General features: G+C 72.5%; 18 protein-coding genes. All 18 read left to right on the top strand.

What is annotated here, in order from left to right; all coding sequences use genetic code 11:
- Positions 1–27 precede the first annotated feature (27 nt).
- Positions 28–1,500 (top strand): UDP-N-acetylmuramoyl-L-alanyl-D-glutamate--2,6-diaminopimelate ligase, encoded by a 1,473-nt coding sequence (locus tag ACFQQI_RS25200; protein ID WP_378569541.1) that lies wholly within the window; start codon positions 28–30, stop codon positions 1,498–1,500.
- Entirely contained in the window at positions 1,497–2,840 is a 1,344-nt protein-coding gene (gene murF / locus ACFQQI_RS25195; protein ID WP_378569539.1) for a UDP-N-acetylmuramoyl-tripeptide--D-alanyl-D-alanine ligase, read from the top strand. Before ACFQQI_RS25200 ends, murF begins: the two co-directional genes overlap by 4 nt.
- Positions 2,837–3,946, top strand: a complete 1,110-nt coding sequence (gene mraY / locus ACFQQI_RS25190) for a phospho-N-acetylmuramoyl-pentapeptide-transferase (protein ID WP_378569421.1) — start codon at positions 2,837–2,839, stop codon at positions 3,944–3,946. Before murF ends, mraY begins: the two co-directional genes overlap by 4 nt.
- Positions 3,946–5,406 carry a UDP-N-acetylmuramoyl-L-alanine--D-glutamate ligase gene (gene murD / locus ACFQQI_RS25185; RefSeq protein WP_378569419.1) on the top strand — a complete coding sequence of 487 codons (1,461 nt, stop codon included), beginning with the start codon at positions 3,946–3,948 and terminating at the stop codon, positions 5,404–5,406. The genes mraY and murD overlap by 1 nt, the downstream gene beginning before the upstream one ends.
- Before the next feature lie 20 nt (positions 5,407–5,426).
- On the top strand, positions 5,427–6,674 hold the full coding sequence (gene ftsW, locus ACFQQI_RS25180) for a putative lipid II flippase FtsW (RefSeq protein ID WP_378569417.1): 1,248 nt from the start codon (positions 5,427–5,429) through the stop codon (positions 6,672–6,674).
- Positions 6,675–6,689: 15 nt separating this feature from the next.
- Positions 6,690–7,784: an undecaprenyldiphospho-muramoylpentapeptide beta-N-acetylglucosaminyltransferase gene (gene murG / locus ACFQQI_RS25175; protein WP_378569415.1), complete on the top strand. Its 1,095-nt coding sequence runs from the start codon at positions 6,690–6,692 to the stop codon at positions 7,782–7,784.
- The gene (gene murC / locus ACFQQI_RS25170; protein ID WP_378569413.1) at positions 7,781–9,151 is read left to right on the top strand and encodes a UDP-N-acetylmuramate--L-alanine ligase; all 1,371 of its coding nucleotides are present in this window, start codon (positions 7,781–7,783) and stop codon (positions 9,149–9,151) included. The genes murG and murC overlap by 4 nt, the downstream gene beginning before the upstream one ends.
- Positions 9,144–9,953 carry a cell division protein FtsQ/DivIB gene (locus ACFQQI_RS25165; protein ID WP_378569411.1) on the top strand — a complete coding sequence of 270 codons (810 nt, stop codon included), beginning with the start codon at positions 9,144–9,146 and terminating at the stop codon, positions 9,951–9,953. The genes murC and ACFQQI_RS25165 overlap by 8 nt, the downstream gene beginning before the upstream one ends.
- A gap of 304 nt (positions 9,954–10,257) precedes the next feature.
- Complete coding sequence (gene ftsZ, locus ACFQQI_RS25160) at positions 10,258–11,442, top strand: cell division protein FtsZ (RefSeq protein ID WP_378569409.1); 1,185 nt, start codon at positions 10,258–10,260, stop codon at positions 11,440–11,442.
- A 4-nt stretch (positions 11,443–11,446) separates the two neighbouring features.
- The gene (locus ACFQQI_RS25155; RefSeq protein ID WP_378569407.1) at positions 11,447–12,139 is read left to right on the top strand and encodes a polyphenol oxidase family protein; all 693 of its coding nucleotides are present in this window, start codon (positions 11,447–11,449) and stop codon (positions 12,137–12,139) included.
- Positions 12,136–12,846, top strand: a complete 711-nt coding sequence (locus ACFQQI_RS25150; RefSeq protein WP_378569405.1) for a YggS family pyridoxal phosphate-dependent enzyme — start codon at positions 12,136–12,138, stop codon at positions 12,844–12,846. The genes ACFQQI_RS25155 and ACFQQI_RS25150 overlap by 4 nt, the downstream gene beginning before the upstream one ends.
- A 60-nt stretch (positions 12,847–12,906) precedes the next feature.
- Positions 12,907–13,407 (top strand): cell division protein SepF, encoded by a 501-nt coding sequence (locus ACFQQI_RS25145; RefSeq protein ID WP_378569403.1) that lies wholly within the window; start codon positions 12,907–12,909, stop codon positions 13,405–13,407.
- Between the two features lie 12 nt (positions 13,408–13,419).
- Complete coding sequence (locus ACFQQI_RS25140; protein ID WP_378569401.1) at positions 13,420–13,713, top strand: YggT family protein; 294 nt, start codon at positions 13,420–13,422, stop codon at positions 13,711–13,713.
- Between the two features lie 102 nt (positions 13,714–13,815).
- The gene (locus ACFQQI_RS25135) at positions 13,816–14,553 is read left to right on the top strand and encodes a DivIVA domain-containing protein (RefSeq protein ID WP_378569399.1); all 738 of its coding nucleotides are present in this window, start codon (positions 13,816–13,818) and stop codon (positions 14,551–14,553) included.
- Positions 14,554–14,757: 204 nt separating this feature from the next.
- Positions 14,758–15,804: a TraR/DksA family transcriptional regulator gene (locus ACFQQI_RS25130; protein WP_378569397.1), complete on the top strand. Its 1,047-nt coding sequence runs from the start codon at positions 14,758–14,760 to the stop codon at positions 15,802–15,804.
- A complete protein-coding gene (gene lspA, locus ACFQQI_RS25125) occupies positions 15,777–16,382 on the top strand; it encodes a signal peptidase II (RefSeq protein WP_378569396.1) in 606 nt (201 codons plus the stop codon). The genes ACFQQI_RS25130 and lspA overlap by 28 nt, the downstream gene beginning before the upstream one ends.
- Positions 16,379–17,311, top strand: coding sequence for an RluA family pseudouridine synthase (locus ACFQQI_RS25120; RefSeq protein WP_378569394.1), 933 nt, complete (start codon positions 16,379–16,381; stop codon positions 17,309–17,311). The genes lspA and ACFQQI_RS25120 overlap by 4 nt, the downstream gene beginning before the upstream one ends.
- Entirely contained in the window at positions 17,301–18,014 is a 714-nt protein-coding gene (locus tag ACFQQI_RS25115; protein WP_378569392.1) for a GNAT family N-acetyltransferase, read from the top strand. Before ACFQQI_RS25120 ends, ACFQQI_RS25115 begins: the two co-directional genes overlap by 11 nt.
- Positions 18,015–18,073 lie beyond the last annotated feature (59 nt).

Raw genomic sequence — 18,073 nt, 5'->3', positions numbered from 1 at the left:
AGCCCTCCGCGGACACCGCTCGCGACCCTGGTCGCGTGGCTCGGCGCCTCCCGCGACATCGGCGTCCTCGGTGACGCCGAGGGCGTCCAGGTGACCGGTGTCTCGCTCTCGTCGCAGCGGATCCGGCCGGGGGACCTGTACGCCGCGCTGCCCGGCGCCCGCGCCCACGGCATCGCCTTCGCGGCCGGCGCGGTCGAGGCCGGCGCGGTCGCGGTCCTGACCGACGCCGACGGCGCGGCCGCCGGCGCGGTCGACGTACCGGTGCTGGTGGTCGACCGTCCGCGCGCGGTGCTCGGCAGCCTCGCGGCGCAGGTCTACGGTCGGCCCGCGGAGTCGATGCGGATGATCGGCGTGACCGGCACCCAGGGCAAGACCACCACGACTCGCCTGCTCGAGGGCGGCCTCACCGCCTCCGGCGAGACCGCGGCCGTGATCGGCACCGTCGGCACCCGCGTCGCGGGCGCCGACGTGAAGACCGTGCTGACCACGCCGGAGGCGCCCGACCTGCACGGCCTCTTCGCCATGATGCGCGAGCGCGGCGTGACGACCTGCGCGATGGAGGTCTCCAGCCACGCGCTGGTGATGGGCCGGGTCGACGGCGTCGTCTTCGACGTGGCGGTGTTCCTCAACCTGGGCCGCGACCACCTCGACTTCCACTCGGGCGTCGAGGACTACTTCCGTGCGAAGGCGTCGCTCTTCACCCCCGAGCGGGCCCGGCTCGGGCTGGTCAACGTCGACGACGAGCACGGCCGTCGCCTCGTCGCCGAGGCGGGCGTGCCGGTGCGCACCTTCTCGACCGCAGGTGAGGCCGACTGGACGGTCGACGACGTGCACCTCGGGCCCGAGGGCTCGACGTTCGTCGTCGTGGCTCCCGACGGACGCCGCCTGCCCGCGGCCTGCCCGCTGCCCGGCGACTTCAACGTCGCCAACACGCTGGCGGCCGTCGCCGCGGCGGGGGAGGCCGGACTCGACGCGGGCGTCGTCGCCGCGGGCATCGCCGCGGCGGGTGGCGTGCCCGGACGCCTCGAGCGCGTCGACGCCGGCCAGGACTTCCTCGTGGTCGTCGACTACGCCCACAAGCCCGACGCCGTCGAGGCGGCGATCCGCACGCTGCGGCCGCTCACCGACGGCCGCGTGATCGTCGTGCTCGGCGCCGGTGGCGACCGCGACCCCGGCAAGCGGCCGATCATGGCCGAGATCGCCGCCCGGCTCGCCGACGTGCTGGTCGTCACCGACGACAACCCGCGCACCGAGGACCCCGCCGCGATCCGGGCCGCGATGCTCGGGGGTGTCGATCCGGGTCATCCGGGGGAAGGTGCTGAGGTCCTCGAGATCGGGGACCGGCGCGCAGCGATCCGCGGGGCGGTGCGTCGCGCGCGGCCCGGCGACATCGTGCTGGTCGCCGGCAAGGGACACGAGACCGGACAGGAGATCAACGGCGTGGTGCACCCCTTCGACGATCGCGAGGTCGCCCGGGAGGAGCTGGCGTGCTTGCCCTGACCCTGGCCGACATCGCCGGCGTCGTCGGCGGCACCGTCCACGGCGACCCCGACCTCGAGGTGACCGGACCTGCCTACGTCGACAGTCGCCAGGCGCAGCCGGGCGGACTCTTCGTCGCCGTGGTGGGCGAGCACGTCGACGGGCACGAGTACGCCGCGGGCGCCCACGCCGTGCTCGGCAGCCGCCCGACCGAGGCGCCCACGGTCGTGGTCGCCGACCCCGTGGTCGCCCTGGGCCGCCTCGCCGGACACGTCGCCCGACAGCTCCCCGCGACGGTGCTGGCCCTCACCGGCTCGCAGGGCAAGACCGGCACCAAGGACTACCTCGCGCAGGCGCTCGCCGCCGCGGGCCCCACCGTCGCCACGGCGGGCAGCTTCAACAACGAGCTGGGCCTGCCGCTGACGGTGCTGCGCGCCGACGCCGCGACCGAGTTCCTCGTGCTGGAGATGGGCGCGCGCGGCATCGGCCACATCTCCTACCTGTGCGAGATCGCCCCGCCGCAGGTAGCGGCCGTGATCAACGTCGGCACCGCGCACATCGGGGAGTTCGGCTCCCGCGAGGCGATCGCGGCCGCCAAGGGCGAGATCGTCGAGTCGCTCCCCGAGGGCGGCGTCGGCGTGCTGAACGCCGACGACGACCTGGTGGCCGCGATGGCCGCCCGCACCTCAGCACGGGTGCTGACCTTCGGCACGGCCGGCGAGGTCGCGTGGCGCGGCGTGGAGGTCGACGACCTCGGCCGACCGTCGTTCGAGCTCGGACACGCAGGGGAGTGGCGCCCCGTGCGGCTCACCCAGTCCGGCCTCCACCAGGTGGCGAACGCCACCGCGGCAGCCGCGATGGCACTCGCCGCCGGGCTGTCCCTCGACACGGTGGCGGACGCGCTCACCGCCGCGACGTCGGCATCGCCGATGCGCATGGAGCTGCACGAGCGGTCCGACGGGCTGCTGGTCGTCAACGACGCCTACAACGCCAACCCGGCCTCCATGACGGCTGCCCTCGAGACGCTCAGGACGATCGGCGAGCGGCGCGGACGTCGTACGGTCGCCGTCCTGGGGGAGATGCGCGAGCTCGGCGACAGCTCGCGTGCCGGCCACCACCAGGTCGGGGAGACCGCGCGGACCCTCGGCATCGACACCGTGGTCGTCGTCGGCGAGGCGGCCGCCGCGATCGCGGCCGGCTTCGGCGATGAGGCGATCGTCACGGCGGGGCGTGACGAGGCACTGGCCTGGGTGCGGCAGAATGTCGCGGGCGCCGACGTCGTGCTGGTCAAGGCCTCGCGCGGAGCCGCCCTGGAGACGATCGCCGACGGGCTCCTGGAGGGAGAGGTGACCACGGCATGAGAGCCATCCTGTTCGGTGGCGGCCTCGCCCTGCTGATCTCGCTGCTCGGCACCCGGAGCGCGATCAACCTCTTCACCCGCTGGGGCTACGGCCAGGAGATCCGCGACGACGGACCGACCAGCCACCACACCAAGCGCGGCACGCCCACGATGGGCGGCGTCGTGATCATCCTGGCGACCGTCGTGGGCTACTTCGGCGCGCTCGCGATCACCGCGACCCCGCCGTCGGCGTCCGCGCTGCTGCTGCTCTTCCTCTTCGTCGGGATGGGCCTCGTCGGCTTCCTCGACGACTACATCAAGATCTCCAAGCAGCGCAGCCTCGGCCTGCGCAGCAAGGCGAAGATGATCGGGCAGACGCTCGTCGCCGTCATCTTCGGCGTGCTCGCGCTGTCGCCGTGGCTGGAGGACGAGAACGGCGTCACCCCGGCGTCGCAGAACATCTCGTTCCTGCGCGACATCAGCTGGCTGGCGTTGCCGATGGCCCTGGCCGTCGTGCTGATCTGGCTGATCATCGTCGGCACCAGCAACGGCGTGAACCTCGCCGACGGCCTCGACGGCCTCGCCACCGGCGCGTGCACGATGGTGTTCGCGGCGTACATGATCGTGAACATCTGGCAGAGCAACCAGTCCTGCGCCGTCGAGGACACCGCCCTCTGCTACGACGTACGAGATCCGCTCGACCTCGCGATCGTCGCCGCCGCGCTCACCGGCGCGTGCTTCGGCTTCCTGTGGTGGAACGCCTCCCCGGCCGCGATCTTCATGGGCGACACCGGGTCGCTGTCGCTGGGCGGCGCGCTCGCCGGGCTCGCGATCCTGACCCGCACGGAGCTCCTGCTGGTCATCCTCGGCGGCCTCTTCCTCGTGATCACGCTGTCGGTGATGGTGCAGGTGGGCTTCTTCAAGCTGTCCCGCAGGTCCGGGCTGGTCCGCAAGGTCTTCCGGGTGCAGGCCGGTCACCGGGTCTTCCGGATGGCGCCCCTCCAGCACCACTTCGAGCTGCTCGGCTGGGAGCAGGTCACGATCGTGATCCGGTTCTGGATCATCACCGGGCTGTGCGTCGCCGGCGGCCTGGGCGTCTTCTACGCCGAGTGGGTGGCGAGGCTGTAGTGGACCCGACCACCCTCGGCCGCCACGACTCCTGGGAGGGCGTGCGGGCGGTCGTCGCGGGCTTCGGCGTGTCCGGCTTCGCCGCCGCCGACAACCTCAACCACCTCGGCGCGTCCGTCACGGCGCTCGACGAGTCCGACGCGGGCGACCGCCCGGAGAAGGCCGAGCTGCTCGAGGTGCTCGGCGCCGACGTACGCCTGGGCGCCGGCAGCACCGCGACCCTCCCCGACGACGTCGACCTGCTCGTCACCTCGCCCGGCTGGCGGCCCACCGCGCCGCTGCTCGCGCAGGCCGCCGCCCGCGGGGTGCCGATCTGGGGCGAGGTCGAGCTGGCCTGGCGGCTGCGCGACCCCCACCACCACACGCCGTGGCTCTGCGTCACGGGCACCAACGGCAAGACCACGACCGTCCAGATGCTCGACGCCATCCTGCGCGCGGCCGGGCTGCGCAGCATCGCGGTCGGCAACGTCGGGCTGCCGATCGTCGAGGCAGTCATGGACCCCGAGCCGTACGACGTCTTCGCGGTCGAGCTCTCCAGCTTCCAGCTCCACTACACCGACTCGATGTGCGCCGAGTCGGCCGCGGTCCTCAACGTCGCCGAGGACCACCTCGACTGGTACACCGGCCCGACGGGGATGGCCGACTACGCCGCCGACAAGGGCCGCATCTACGAGCGCGTCCAGCGGGCCTGCGTCTACAACGCGGCCGACCCCGAGACCGAGCGGCTGGTGCGCGAGGCCGACGTCGTCGAGGGCGCCCGGGCGGTCGGCTTCACGCTCGGCATGCCGAGCGTCGGCATGGTCGGCGTGGTCGAGGACATCCTCGCCGACCGCGCGTTCATCGAGCAGCGCCAGTCGAGCGCCGCCGAGCTCTGCACGATCGCCGACCTCGCCTCGCCGGCCCCGCACTTCGTCGCCAACGCGCTGGCGGCGGCCGCGCTGGCCCGCGCCCACGGCGTGTCCCAGGCGGCCGTGCGCGACGGACTGCGGTCCTTCCGCCCCGACGGCCACCGGATCGCGGTCGTGGGGGAGAAGGACGGCGTCACCTGGGTCGACGACTCCAAGGCCACCAACCCGCACGCCGCGCAGTCGTCGCTGCTCGCCTACGACCCGGTCGTCTGGGTCGCGGGCGGACTGGCGAAGGGCGCGACGTTCGACGGGCTGGTGCTCGCCGCGAGGGAGCGGCTGCGAGGCGTCGTGCTGCTCGGGCGCGACCGGGACGTGATCGCCGGCGCGCTTTCGCGACACGCCCCGGATGTGCCCGTGATCGTGGTCGGCGACGACGAGACTGGCCCCGTAGATGGTGGACATGCCATGGAGCGCGTCGTGGCTGCCGCTGCCGAGTTGTCTCGACCCGGCGACACGGTGCTGCTGGCACCGGGGTGCGCCTCCATGGACATGTTCGCCAACTACGGCGAGCGCGGCGACGCGTTCGCTTCCGCCGTACGAAGAAGGTTGTGAGTCCGGGAGGGGGACACGCGATGACCACCGCGGACCCCCTCGACACCGGCCACCGGCGTACGTCGATCGGCAGCGGGCTCGCCGCGGTGCGAGCCGCGCTCGACCGGCCGCTGACGTCGTACTACCTGCTGCTCGGGGCCTCGGCGCTGCTGCTCACCATCGGGCTGATCATGGTGCTGAGCGCGTCGAGCGTCTACTCCCACGAGCAGAACGACGGCAACTCCTACGCCATCGTCACCCGCCAGCTGATGTGGGTGGTGATCGCCATCCCGTGCGCGTTCATCGCGTCGCGGCTGCCGATCGGCGCCGTGCGCCGGTTCGCCTGGCCGGCGCTGCTGGTGGGGATCGTGCTGCTCGCCCTGGTGCAGGTGCCCGGGCTCGGTCGCACGGTCAACGGCAACACCAACTGGCTCGGCGTCGGTCCCTTCACGGTCCAGCCCGCCGAGATCGCCAAGCTCGCGATCGTGCTGTGGGCCGCGCACATCTACGCCCGCAAGGACAAGCGGCTCGGCAACCTGCACCAGGTGCTGACGCCGGTCGTGCCCGGCATCGGCCTCGTGATCGTGCTGGTCATGCTCGGCCGCGACCTCGGCACCGCGCTGGTGCTCTTCGCGATCCTGCTCGCGATGCTCTGGGTGGTCGGCGCGCCCGGCCGCCTCTTCGCGCTGATGATCTCGATGATCGGCGTGCTGGCGTTCTACCTGGCGACCACCAGCCAGCACCGCCTCGAGCGCCTCACGACCTTCACCGACCCGTTCAAGGACTTCCACGACGCCGGCTGGCAGCCCGCCCACGGGCTCTTCGCGCTCGCGTCCGGCGGCATCTTCGGGCAGGGCATCGGCGCCAGCCAGGAGAAGTGGGGCACGCTCCCCGAGGCCCACACCGACTTCATCTTCGCCGTGCTCGGCGAGGAGCTCGGCCTGGTCGGCACGCTGCTCGTGATCGTGCTCTTCCTCGTCATCGCGTACGCCGCGGTGCGGGTCGCCTCGCGCACGACCGAGCCGTTCGTGCGCTACCTGACCTTCGGCATCGTGGTCTGGCTGCTCGGGCAGATGATCATCAACGTCGGCATGGTCCTCGCACTCCTGCCGGTCATCGGCATCCCGCTGCCGCTCGTCTCGTACGGCGGCTCCGCCCTCGTGCCCTCGCTCGTCGCGCTCGGCCTGCTGATCGGCTTCGCCCGCCGCGAGCCCGAGGCGGCCCGTGCGCTCGCGCAGCGCAAGAAGGTGCGCTCGGCCGGGCTGTCGGCGGGCCCGCGCGCCAACTAACTAGGGTTGTCGACGATGCGCGTACTCCTCGCCGGCGGCGGCACCGCCGGACACACCTCGCCCCTGCTCGCCACGGCCGACGCCATCCGGCGGCTGGCTCCGGACCTCGGGATCGACCCCGAGATCACCTGCCTCGGCACGCCGCGCGGCCTCGAGACCAGGGTGGTCCCCGAGGCCGGCTACCCGCTCGAGCTGATCCCGCCGGTGCCGCTGCCGCGCCGCCCCAACGCCGACCTCGTCAAGGTGCCCGCGCGGCTGCGGGCGGCCGTGAAGGAGACGCTCGCGGTCTTCGACCGGGTGCGCCCCGACGTGGTCGTCGGCTACGGCGGCTACGTGTCGATGCCGGCCTACCTCGCCGCGCGCCGGCGCAAGCTGCCGCTGGTGGTGCACGAGCAGAACGCCGTGCCCGGGCTGGCCAACAAGGCCGGCGCGCGGATCGCCCGGCGCGTGGCCGTCAGCTTCCCCGACACCCCGCTGCCGCACGCGGAGTACATCGGGCTGCCCATCCGCCCGATGATCTCCGGCCTCGACCGGTCCCGTCTCCGCGAGGAGGCGCGGGCGTTCTTCGGCCTCGACCCCGACCGGCCGACGCTGCTCGTCACCGGCGGCTCGCAGGGCGCGCGCCGGCTCAACCAGTCGGTCTCCGGTGCGGCCGGAGCGCTCGCGTCCGCAGGCGTCCAGGTGCTGCACGTCGTCGGACCCCAGGGCGAAGCCTCGCCGGACGCCGGAGCGGACAGCGACGTTCCGTACGTCGTGGTCAACTTCGTCGACCGCATGGACCTCGCCTACGCCGCCGCCGACCTCGTCGTCTGCCGGGCCGGCGCGAGCAGCGTCACCGAGGCCGCGGCGGTCGGGCTGCCCGCGGTCTTCGTGCCGCTGCCGATCGGCAACGGCGAGCAGGAGCACAACGCCCGCCCCGTCGTCGACGCGGGTGGCGGCATCCTCGTCGCCGACGCCGACCTCAGCACCGACTGGGTGACCGGCACGATCCCGCACCTCGCCAACGACGCAGACAAGCTGGCCGCGATGGGCGCGGCCGCGGCCGCGCTGATCCCACGCGACGCCGACGAGCGGCTCGCGCGCATCGTCTTCGAGGCGGCGCAGAAGTGAGGATCCCCGTGCCCGCCGAGATGCTCCCCGTCGAGCGCCTCGGCCACGTCCACTTCGTCGGCATCGGCGGCGCCGGGCTCTCCGGCATCGCGCGCATCATGCTGGCGCGGGGCACCATCGTCAGCGGCAGCGACGGCGTCGACTCCCCGACGCTCGCCGCGCTGCGCGGTCTCGGCGCGACCGTGCACCTCGGCCACGCGGCCGAGCAGCTCGCGGACGCCGACACCCTCGTCGTCTCCACCGCCGTGCGCGAGGACAACCCCGAGTACGTCGAGGCCGTGCGCCGCGGCCTGCGCGTGCTCCCGCGCTCGGCCGCCCTCGCCGCCGTGATGGCCGGCCGTCGGGTGGTCGCCGTCGCCGGCACCCACGGCAAGACGACGACCACGTCCCTGCTGACGACGGCGCTCCAGGCCGCGGGGGCCGACCCGACGTACGCCATCGGCGGCGACCTCGCCGCCACCGGCGTCAACGCGGCCGAGGGCACCGGCGAGGTCTTCGTCGCCGAGGCCGACGAGAGCGACGGCGCGTTCCTCCACTACGCGCCCCACGCGGCGATCGTGACCAACGTCGAGGCCGACCACCTCGACAACTGGGGCACGGAGGAGGCGTACGTCGCGGCGTTCGACGAGTTCGCCGACACCGTCGACCCCGACGGATTCCTGGTCTGCTGCGTCGACGACCCCGGCGCGGCCCGGCTCGCCGAGCGGCAGCGCGCCCTCGGGCGGCGCGTCGTCACGGTGTCGACGCGGGTTGAGGCCGACTTCGGGCCCGACGCCCTCGCGGGCGTCACGCTCTGGTCACCGGGGGAGCACTACCTCGTCGACGCACTGGCCGCGCTGGCCGCCGGCGTGACCCTCGGCTTCGACGCACCCGACCTGGCGCGCGGCATCGCGTCGTACACCGGCACGAAGCGGCGCATGGAGCGCAAGGGCGAGGCCGGCGGCGTGCGCGTCTACGACAGCTACGCCCACCACCCGACCGAGATCACCGGCGACCTCGCGGCCGCGCGGGCGGTCGCGGGGGAGGGCCGCGTGGTCGTGGCCTTCCAGCCGCACCTCGTCTCGCGCACCCGCATCTTCGGCGAGGCGATGGGCGTCGCGCTCGGGGCGGCCGACGAGGTCGTGGTGCTCGATGTCTACCTCGCGCGCGAGGACGCCGACCCCGACGTCACCGGCGCGCTGGTGGCCGGCGCCGTACCCCTGCCGGCGGAGCGGGTGGCGTTCGTCGCCGACTTCGACGCCGTCCCCGCCGCGGTCCTCGACCGCGCCCGGCCCGGCGACCTGGTGCTGACGCTCGGTGCCGGAACCGTCACCGAGCTCGGCCCGCGGATCCTGGACCTGCTGTCCCGAGGCGGGACGGATGGCTAGGCGCCGCGACGTCGACGAGACCCAGGGATTCGACGGGCTGGGTGCCGCCCGGGACGACGGACCGGAGCCCACACCCGATCCGGCAGTCGCGCGCAGCCGGCGCCGCTTCGCCCGCCGCCAGTGGGCGCGCCGCTGGCTGACCTGGAAGCCGCTGCTCGCCGTCGTGCTGCTGATCGCTCTGGTCGCCGGCGGCGTGTGGCTCGTCTACTTCTCCTCCTACCTGGCCGTCAAGGGCGTCGAGGTCGTCGGCGAGGAGCAGCTCAGCGCCGCCGAGATCGAGCGCGCCGCCGCCGCGCCGACCGGGGAGCCCCTCGCCACCGCCGACCTCGACCGGATCCGCGCCCGCGTCGAGTCGCTCGCGCCGGTGAAGTCGGCCGACGTCACCCGGCAGTGGCCCGACCACGTGCTGGTCACCGTCACCGAGCGCGTGCCGGTCGCCGTCGTGAGCATCGGCGGCAAGCTGCGCGGCCTCGACGAGGAGGGCGTGGTGTTCCGGGACTTCGCCCAGGCGCCGCCGGACCTGCCCCGCATCGAGACCGCCGCCGACACCGGCACCGAGGCGCTCCGCGAGGGCGCGCTCGTCGTCGGCTCCCTGCCCGGCGACCTGGCCGCGAAGGTCGACCACGTCAGCGTCGAGACCATCGACGAGATCACGCTCGCGCTCCGCGACGGCCGTCAGGTCCTGTGGGGGAGCGCCGAGGAGTCCGACCTCAAGTCCGAGGTGCTCGCCGACCTGGTCGCCGCCGTACCCGACGCGCAGCAGTACGACGTCAGCGTCCCGGGCCAGCCCACCACGCGCTGACCCGGCTGCCCCCCCTGCTGCCCCCACTGCTGTAACGGGGTGTTGTTGTGTCTGCCGGTGCGTTGTGACGGGGCGACAGTTGCCACAACACCCCGTTACAGGTTGAGGGCGGCCCAGAAAATCGCTGCCGCGCCGACGCGCTGGGCGTGTCGCCACCAAATCGCCCGGTCGCGTACCTACTGTCTTCAGCACGGCGAGGTTGACATAACTATAACCCTCAGCCTGAGGGTCAGGGTTCCTCGACACGCCGGACGACGTAACCAGACCAGCACCATCCGAACGAGCAGCGAGAGGCGAGATCGCCGTGGCAGCAGCACAGAACTACCTGGCCATCATCAAGGTCGTGGGCATCGGTGGTGGTGGTGTCAACGCCGTCAACCGGATGATCGAGGTCGGCCTCAAGGGCGTCGAGTTCATCGCGATCAACACCGATGCGCAGGCACTCCTCATGAGCGACGCCGACGTCAAGCTCGACATCGGCCGCGAGCTCACCCGCGGACTCGGCGCCGGCGCCAACCCCGAGGTGGGCGCGAAGGCGGCCGACGACCACGCCGACGAGATCGAAGAGGTGCTCAAGGGCGCCGACATGGTGTTCGTGACCGCCGGCGAGGGCGGCGGCACCGGCACCGGCGGCGCCCCCGTCGTGGCCCGGATCGCCCGGTCGCTCGGCGCGCTGACCATCGGCGTCGTCACCCGCCCGTTCGCGTTCGAGGGTCGCCGCCGCGCCAACTCCGCCGAGGAGGGCATCGCGCAGCTGCGCGAGGAGGTCGACACCCTCATCGTGATCCCCAATGACCGGCTGCTGTCGATCAGCGACCGCAACGTGTCGGTCCTCGACGCGTTCAAGCAGGCCGACCAGGTGCTGCTGCAGGGTGTCTCGGGCATCACCGACCTGATCACGACCCCCGGCCTGATCAACCTCGACTTCGCCGACGTGAAGTCGGTCATGTCCAACGCCGGCTCGGCGCTGATGGGCATCGGCTCCGCTCGCGGCGACGACCGCTCGGTCGCCGCCGCGGAGATGGCGGTCTCCAGCCCGCTGCTCGAGGCGAGCATCGACGGAGCGCACGGCGTACTGCTCTCGATCGCCGGTGGCTCGGACCTCGGCCTGTTCGAGATCAACGAGGCCGCCGCACTCGTCGCGGAGGCCGTGCACCCCGAGGCCAACATCATCTTCGGTGCGACCATCGACGACGCCCTCGGCGACGAGGTGCGGGTGACGGTGATCGCGGCCGGCTTCGACGGCGGCATGCCGAAGCGCCGCGACGAGGGCTCGGTCCTGCGCCGCGACGCGCGCCCGCAGCAGACCCAGGCCGAGACCCGGGCCGCGGCCCAGGCGCTCGCCTCGCGGCAGCCCGAGGCGGAGAAGCCCCGCGAGAAGGCCGAGCCCGCCCAGGCGTCCCGGCCGACCCAGCCCGCGCCCCGCACCGCACCTCCCCAGGTCCAGTTCGACGACGACGACCTGGACGTGCCCGACTTCCTGAAGTAGCGGCTTGTACTACTTCGCCGACTCCATCGGGAGCACCGTCGAGGGCGACGTCCGGCTGGACGTCGCCTTCACGGACTCCAGCCTCGATCTCCAGGGGCTGGGGCCCGAGTTCCCGCGCCGCCTCGCGGAGGTCGAGGGGGCCTGTGGGGTGCCGTTCGCCCGGCTCACCCAGGTCCACGGCGCCGAGGTGCAGATCGCGGACGGCCCGATGGCGCCCGACGCGGTGCCGACGGGGGACGCCCTCGTGACGACGCGACGGGGTCTCGGCCTGATGGTGCGGGTCGCCGACTGCGTGCCCGTGCTGCTGGCCGACCCGAAGGCCGGGGTGATCGGTGCCGTCCATGCCGGCCGGCCAGGCATGGCGCTCGGGATCGTGACCGCCGCCGTGGACGCGATGCGGGCGCAGGGCGCCGGCACCGTGCGCGCCTGGGTGGGGCCGCATGTGTGCGGCCGCTGCTACGAGGTGCCCGCGGAGATGCGCGACGAGGTCGCGGCGCTCGTGCCCGAGTCCCGCTCGGAGACCTCGTGGGGCAGTCCGGCGCTGGACCTCGGCGCCGGCGTCGAGGCCCAGCTCGTCGCGGCGGGCGCGGAGGTCACCCGTGTCGACGGCTGCACGCGTGAGGACGCGAGGCTGCACTCCTACCGTCGCGACGGCGCCGCGGCCGGTCGCTTCGCCGGGCTGGTGTGGCTGACGTGAACACCCTCGGCACCCGCCGCGACGAGATCGCCGCCAACCTCGCCGCCGTCCGGGAGCGGATCGCGACGGCCTGCGCCGACGTGGACCGGTCGCCGGACGACGTACGCCTCGTCGTCGTCACCAAGTTCTTCCCGGCCAGCGACGTGCTGCTGCTCGCCGAGCTCGGCGTCACCGACGTCGGTGAGAACCGTCACCAGGAGGCCGAGGCCAAGGCCGCCGAGTGCGCCGACCTCGGGCTCGCGTGGCACTTCATCGGCGGCCTCCAGAGCAACAAGGCCGCGGCCGTCGCGTCGTACGCCGACGTCGTGGAGTCCGTCGACCGCGCGAAGCTCGTGGGGCCGCTCGACCGTGGCGCCCACCAGCGCTCGCACGCCGTCGACGTGCTGCTCCAGGTCAGCCTCGACCCGCCGGGCCGCGAGGGCCGCGCGGGCGCCGACGCCGGCGAGCTGCCGGTGCTGGCCGCCAGGGTCGCCGAGGCCGGGATGCTGCGGCTGCGCGGGCTGATGGCCGTGGCGCCGCTCGGGGAGGACCCCCGGCCGGCGTTCGAGCGGCTGACCGGCATCCGCGAGGGCTTCGTCGCCGAGCACGCCGACGCGACCTGGCTCTCGGCCGGGATGAGCAGTGATCTCGAGCACGCCGTGCGTGCCGGCGCGACACACGTACGCATAGGGTCCGCGGTCCTCGGTTCGAGGCCTCGGCTCAAGTAGGGTCCCAATCACCACAAGTGCGTCCCCGACGGGGGCGCGGAGTTCCGGAGGACGACAGTCATGAGCGGCGCGATGCGCAGGATCGGCGAGTACCTCGGCCTGCTCGAGGACACCGGACGGTACGACGACGAGTACGCCTCCTACGAGGAGTACGACACCACGGAGACCGCCCCGGTGGCCGCGCGCAAGCGCGAGACCCGCCCCGCACCCGTGTCCGACCTGGCCGAGCGGCGGCGTACCACCGCCCCGGCGGCCTCCGGTCCGACCGGCGTGGTCGCGGAGCTGTCCCGGATCACGACCCTGCACCCGCGGACCTACAACGAGGCCCGCACCGTGGGGGAGAACTTCCGCGACGGCACCCCCGTGATCATGAACCTCGGTGAGATGGACGACGCCGACGCCAAGCGCCTGGTCGACTTCGCGGCTGGGCTGGTCTTTGCGACGCGTGGCACCATCGAGCGCGTCACCAACAAGGTGTTCCTGCTCTCGCCGCCGAACGTCTCGGTGGCCGCCGAGGACAAGCAACGGATCGTCGAGGGCGGCTTCTTCAACCAGAGCTAGGACGCTTCACACGTGGAAACCGTTGGTCTGATCATCCAGGTGGTGCTGTGGGTGTTCATCGCACTCCTCTGGGTGCGCTTCGTGGTCGACTGGGTGCAGATCTTCGCGCGGCAGTGGACGCCGCGCGGCCCGCTACTGGTCGGCCTCGAGGGCGTCTACTCGGCCACCGACCCGCCGATCAAGGCCCTGCGCCGGGTGATCCCGCCGCTGCGGCTCGGGAGCATCTCGCTCGACCTGAGCTTCCTGATCGTCATGATCGGGGCATACATCCTCCTCTCGCTCAACGGAAGATTGCTGCTGAGCTGAGGCGGCGCCCTGCTGGCTGCACCCGGTTGGATGCTCCGGGGACCAGCACAGGCGCTATTGTTCGACGGACAGTAACTCTGACAAGAATGAATGGGTGAGGTCATGCCGCTGACGCCTGAGGACGTGAGTAACAAGCGCTTTACTCCCGTCCGGCTCCGCGAGGGCTACGACATGGGCGAGGTCGACCAGTTCCTCGATGAGGTGGAGGCCGAGCTGGCGCGTCTCACGAAGGAGAACGACGACCTCAGGTCGAAGCTGTCTGCTGCGCAGTCCGGCGCCCCCGTCCCGGCTCCGGCGCCCGCGCCGGTGGTCGAGGAGAAGGCGCCCGAGCCGACTCCGGCCCCGACCCCCGAGCCCGTCGTGGCCGCGAGCCCCGTGGAGACGCTCCGCGTCGAGACCGTCCCGGACGCCTCGAACGCCGCGGCGCGCCTGCTGGAGATCGCCACTCGGAACGCCGACGAGCTGGTCGAGGACGCGAAGAACGAGGCCGACAAGATCATCGCCGAGGCGCGGACCAAGTCCGAGCGCCTCGACGTGGAGTCCCGCACGAAGGCGGACCGCCTGGAGGCGGACGCCCGCACCCGTGCCCAGATGCTCGACTCCGAGACGGCCGAGCGCCGGCGCCAGATGTTCGGTGAGCTCGAGACGGAGCGCGACAAGCTCAACTCCGAGGTCGAGCGGCTGCGCTCGTTCGAGCGTGAGTACCGCTCCCGCCTCAAGAGCTACTTCACCCAGCAGCTGGAGTCGCTCAACACCGGGTCCGAGGCGCCGACCTCGTCCGGTGACGAGACGCCCGCGCCGAAGCGGCTCCGGTCGATCCTCGGCGAGGACGACGGCTGACACCTGAGCAACCGCTGACGCCGGTCGGTCCCCGTGGGACCGGCCGGCGTTGCGTTTTTCCCGGGCGTGCCGTGCTCGGGCCGCGGCTTTCCGCTGCGAGGTCCCCGGTGAGTCGGGTTTGAGGGGGTTGCGGCGCTCGGCTACCCTCCCTGCACCCACTGTGGCACGACGCGAATGCGCCCCAACGGCCGAGGAGGCCCGCTGATGGCTCGCAGCACCAGGAAGTCGATCGCCGGACAGGCGGCCGCGGCAGCCCGGAAGGTCGTCACGCGCAAGGCCCCTGCGAAGGCCGCCGCGGGCTCGGGTTCCTCCGCGAAGAAGGCCGCACCGGCGAAGAAGGCCGCGCCGGCCAAGAAGGCGGCTGCCAAGAATGCGGCTGCCAAGAATGCGGCTGCCAAGAAGGCCGCTCCGGCCAAGAAGGCGGCTGCCAAGAAGGCCGCTCCGGCCAAGAAGGCGGCTGCCAAGAAGGCCGCTCCGGCCAAGAAGACCGCTGCGAAGAAGACGGCGCCTGCCAAGAAGGCCGCACCCGCCAAGGTGGCGGCGAAGAAGGCGGCGCCGGCCAAGAAGGCGGCTGCGAAGAAGGCGCCGCCGGCGAAGAAGGCCGCTGTGAAGAAGGCGGCGCCAGTCAAGAAGGCCGCACCCGCCAAGGTGGCGGCGAAGAAGGCCCCGCCGGCGAAGAAGGCCGCGCCGGCGAAGAAGGCCGCACCGGCCAAGGTGGCGGCGAAGAAGGCCGCGCCCGCCAAGAAGGCCGCACCGGCCAAGGTGGCGGCGAAGAAGGCCGCACCCGCGAAGAAGGCCGCACCCGCCAAGAAGGCCGCACCCGCCAAGAAGACGGCATCCCGCAAGAAGGCGGCCGCCAGCTCCCTCGTGGTCCAGAAGGGCGAGTCCGCCTGGACCAAGGCGGAGCTCAAGGAGGTCCTCGACGAGCTCCACGAGCAGCGGACCCACAGCCTGGAGATCGTCGACAGCCTCGACACCGAGCTCAACGGCCTGATGCGCGACTCGGGTGACGGTGCCGGCCAGGACCAGGCCGATGTGGGGGCGAGCACGTTCGAGCGCGACCACGAGCTCACCGTCCTCAACAGCGAGCGCGACAAGCTGGCCCAGATCGAACGCGCGCTGGCCCGCATCGACGACGGCACCTACGGGGTCTGCGAGTCCTGCGGCAACCCCATCGGGAAGATGCGGCTGATGGCCTTTCCCCGTGCCACACTGTGCATGACATGCAAGCAGCGCGAGGAGCGTCGCTGACCGGCGACCACGAGGTAGACCCACCCACTCGACCCCGCACATCGCGTGCCCGGCTGCTCACCGTCTTCGCGCTCGTCGCGGCCACGGCGTACGCCGTCGACGTCGTCTCCAAGATCGTCGCGGTCGACCGGCTGACGGGTCGGCCGGACGTCGAGGTCGTGGGCGACCTCCTCGTGCTCCACCTGGTGCGCAACCCCGGAGCGGCGTTCAGCACCGGCACCGGCTTCACCGAGGTCTTCACCATCCTGGCGATGGTCGCCGTCGTCGCGGTGCTGTGGGTGGTCCGCAAGGTCGGCAGCGTCGTCTGGGCGGTGGCGCTCGGCCTCCTGCTCGCCGGTGTCGCGGGCAACCTGACCGACCGCCTGCTTCGCGAGCCGGGCCCGCTGCGCGGCCACGTCATCGACTTCTTCATGCTGCCGAACTGGCCGGTCTTCAACGTGGCAGACATCTGCATCAACATCGCCGCGGGCCTGATCCTCGTGCAGGTCTTCCGGGGCGTCCACCTCGACGGCCACCGCGAGGTGAAGGACAAGATGAAGGACGAGGGCGCCGGGCCGGCAGCGGAGCCCGCCGAGTGAACGCCGAGCACCGCATCCTGCCGGTTCCCGAGGGTCTCGCGGGGGAGCGGGTCGACGCCGCGATGGCGCGACTCTTCGGCCTGTCGCGCACCCGCGCGGTCGACCTGATCGCCGCCGGCCACGTCGAGCTCGACGGCACTGCTGTCGCGAAGAGCGACCGCGTGATGGCGGGCGCCATCCTCGACGTGACCATCCCCGTCGAGGCCGATCCGCTCGAGGTCGTGCCCGAGGTCGTCGAGGGGATCAGGATCATCCACGACGACGAAGCGATCGTCGTGATCGACAAGCCCGTCGGCGTCGCCGTCCACCCCTCGCCCGGCTGGACCGGGCCGACCGTCGTCGGGCACCTCGCCGGCGCGGGGTTCCGGATCTCCACCAGTGGCGCGTCCGAGCGGCAGGGCATCGTGCAGCGTCTCGACGTCGGCACCTCTGGCGTCATGGTGATCTGCAAGTCCGAGCACGCCTACTCGGTGCTCAAGAACGCCTTCCGCCGGCGGACCGTCGACAAGATCTACCACGCCCTCGTGCAGGGCCATCCCGACCCGCTCGAGGGCACCATCGACGCCCCGATCGGGCGGCACCCGAAGGCGGACTACAAGTTCGCGGTGATGGCCGACGGGCGGCACAGCGTCACCCACTACGAGACGCTCGAGGCACACCGGTTCGCGAGCCTGCTGGAGATCCACCTCGAGACCGGCCGCACCCACCAGATCCGGGTGCACATGGCCGCGCTCAAGCATCCGTGCGTCGGCGACCTCACCTACGGTGCCGACCCGACGCTCACCCGCCGGTGCGGGCTGGAGCGGCAGTGGCTGCACGCCGTACGCCTCGGCTTCGAGCACCCGGGCTCGGGGGAGTACGTCGAGTACGAGTCGACCTACCCCGACGACCTCGCCCACGCCCTCGAGGTGATCAGGGATGCCCACTGACGTCACGCTGCGACCGGCCAGCCAGGCCGACGCGGACGACGTGGCCGGGATCCACCTGGCGAGTCGCCGTGCGGCCGCCATGCCGCCGGGGGTGCACACCGACGACGAGGTCCGGCACTGGATGGCCGGAAGGCTCCGGGCGGACGACGTCTGGCTGGCGGAGGCCGGAGGGACGCCTGTCGGCTACGCGCGGTTCACGGCGACCTGGCTCGACGACCTCTACGTGCTGCCGTCGTACGCCGGCCGCGGGATCGGGTCGGCGCTCCTCGACGTCGTGAAGGCGCAGCGCCCCGACGGGTTCTGTCTCTGGGTCTTTGAGATGAACGCCGGGGCGCGCGCCTTCTACGCCCGGCACGGGCTGGTCGAGCTCGAGCGCACCGACGGCTCCGGCAACGAGGAGAGGGCGCCGGACGTCCGGATGGCCTGGCCCGGTGCCGACCCGCTCCGCTTCCTCCGGGGGCTCATCGACGAGGTCGACGAGGAGCTCGGCGACCTGCTCGCCCGCCGGGTGGTCCTCACCCGGGCCGTCCAGGACATCAAGGCCGACCCCGCCCGCGACCCCGAGCGGGAGCGCGAGATCGCCGCCGCGCTCGCCCGCCGCGCGCCCGAGCTCGGCGAGGAGCGGCTGCTCCGCATCGTGCACACGATCATCACCGAGAGCCTCGACGCCGCCCGCACGGGTGGTTTCGAGGCTCGTCGCTAGCGCTCCTCGCACCTCAACCACCGAATCGGACGGACTGTCGGTGAGCCGCTCTAACGTGT

Source organism: Nocardioides sp. GCM10030259 (genome assembly GCF_042666375.1).
Classification (GTDB): domain Bacteria; phylum Actinomycetota; class Actinomycetes; order Propionibacteriales; family Nocardioidaceae; genus Nocardioides.
This window is presented reverse-complemented; position numbering and strand designations above follow the sequence as displayed.

Coding starts and splice junctions, on each gene's coding strand:
- mraY (WP_378569421.1), top strand. CDS start 2,837: ATGAGAGCCATCCTGTTCGGTGGCGGCCTCGCCCTGCTGATCTCGCTG.
- ftsW (WP_378569417.1), top strand. CDS start 5,427: ATGACCACCGCGGACCCCCTCGACACCGGCCACCGGCGTACGTCGATC.
- murG (WP_378569415.1), top strand. CDS start 6,690: ATGCGCGTACTCCTCGCCGGCGGCGGCACCGCCGGACACACCTCGCCC.
- ACFQQI_RS25165 (WP_378569411.1), top strand. CDS start 9,144: ATGGCTAGGCGCCGCGACGTCGACGAGACCCAGGGATTCGACGGGCTG.
- ACFQQI_RS25145 (WP_378569403.1), top strand. CDS start 12,907: ATGAGCGGCGCGATGCGCAGGATCGGCGAGTACCTCGGCCTGCTCGAG.
- ACFQQI_RS25135 (WP_378569399.1), top strand. CDS start 13,816: ATGCCGCTGACGCCTGAGGACGTGAGTAACAAGCGCTTTACTCCCGTC.
- ACFQQI_RS25130 (WP_378569397.1), top strand. CDS start 14,758: ATGGCTCGCAGCACCAGGAAGTCGATCGCCGGACAGGCGGCCGCGGCA.
- lspA (WP_378569396.1), top strand. CDS start 15,777: ATGCAAGCAGCGCGAGGAGCGTCGCTGACCGGCGACCACGAGGTAGAC.
- ACFQQI_RS25115 (WP_378569392.1), top strand. CDS start 17,301: ATGCCCACTGACGTCACGCTGCGACCGGCCAGCCAGGCCGACGCGGAC.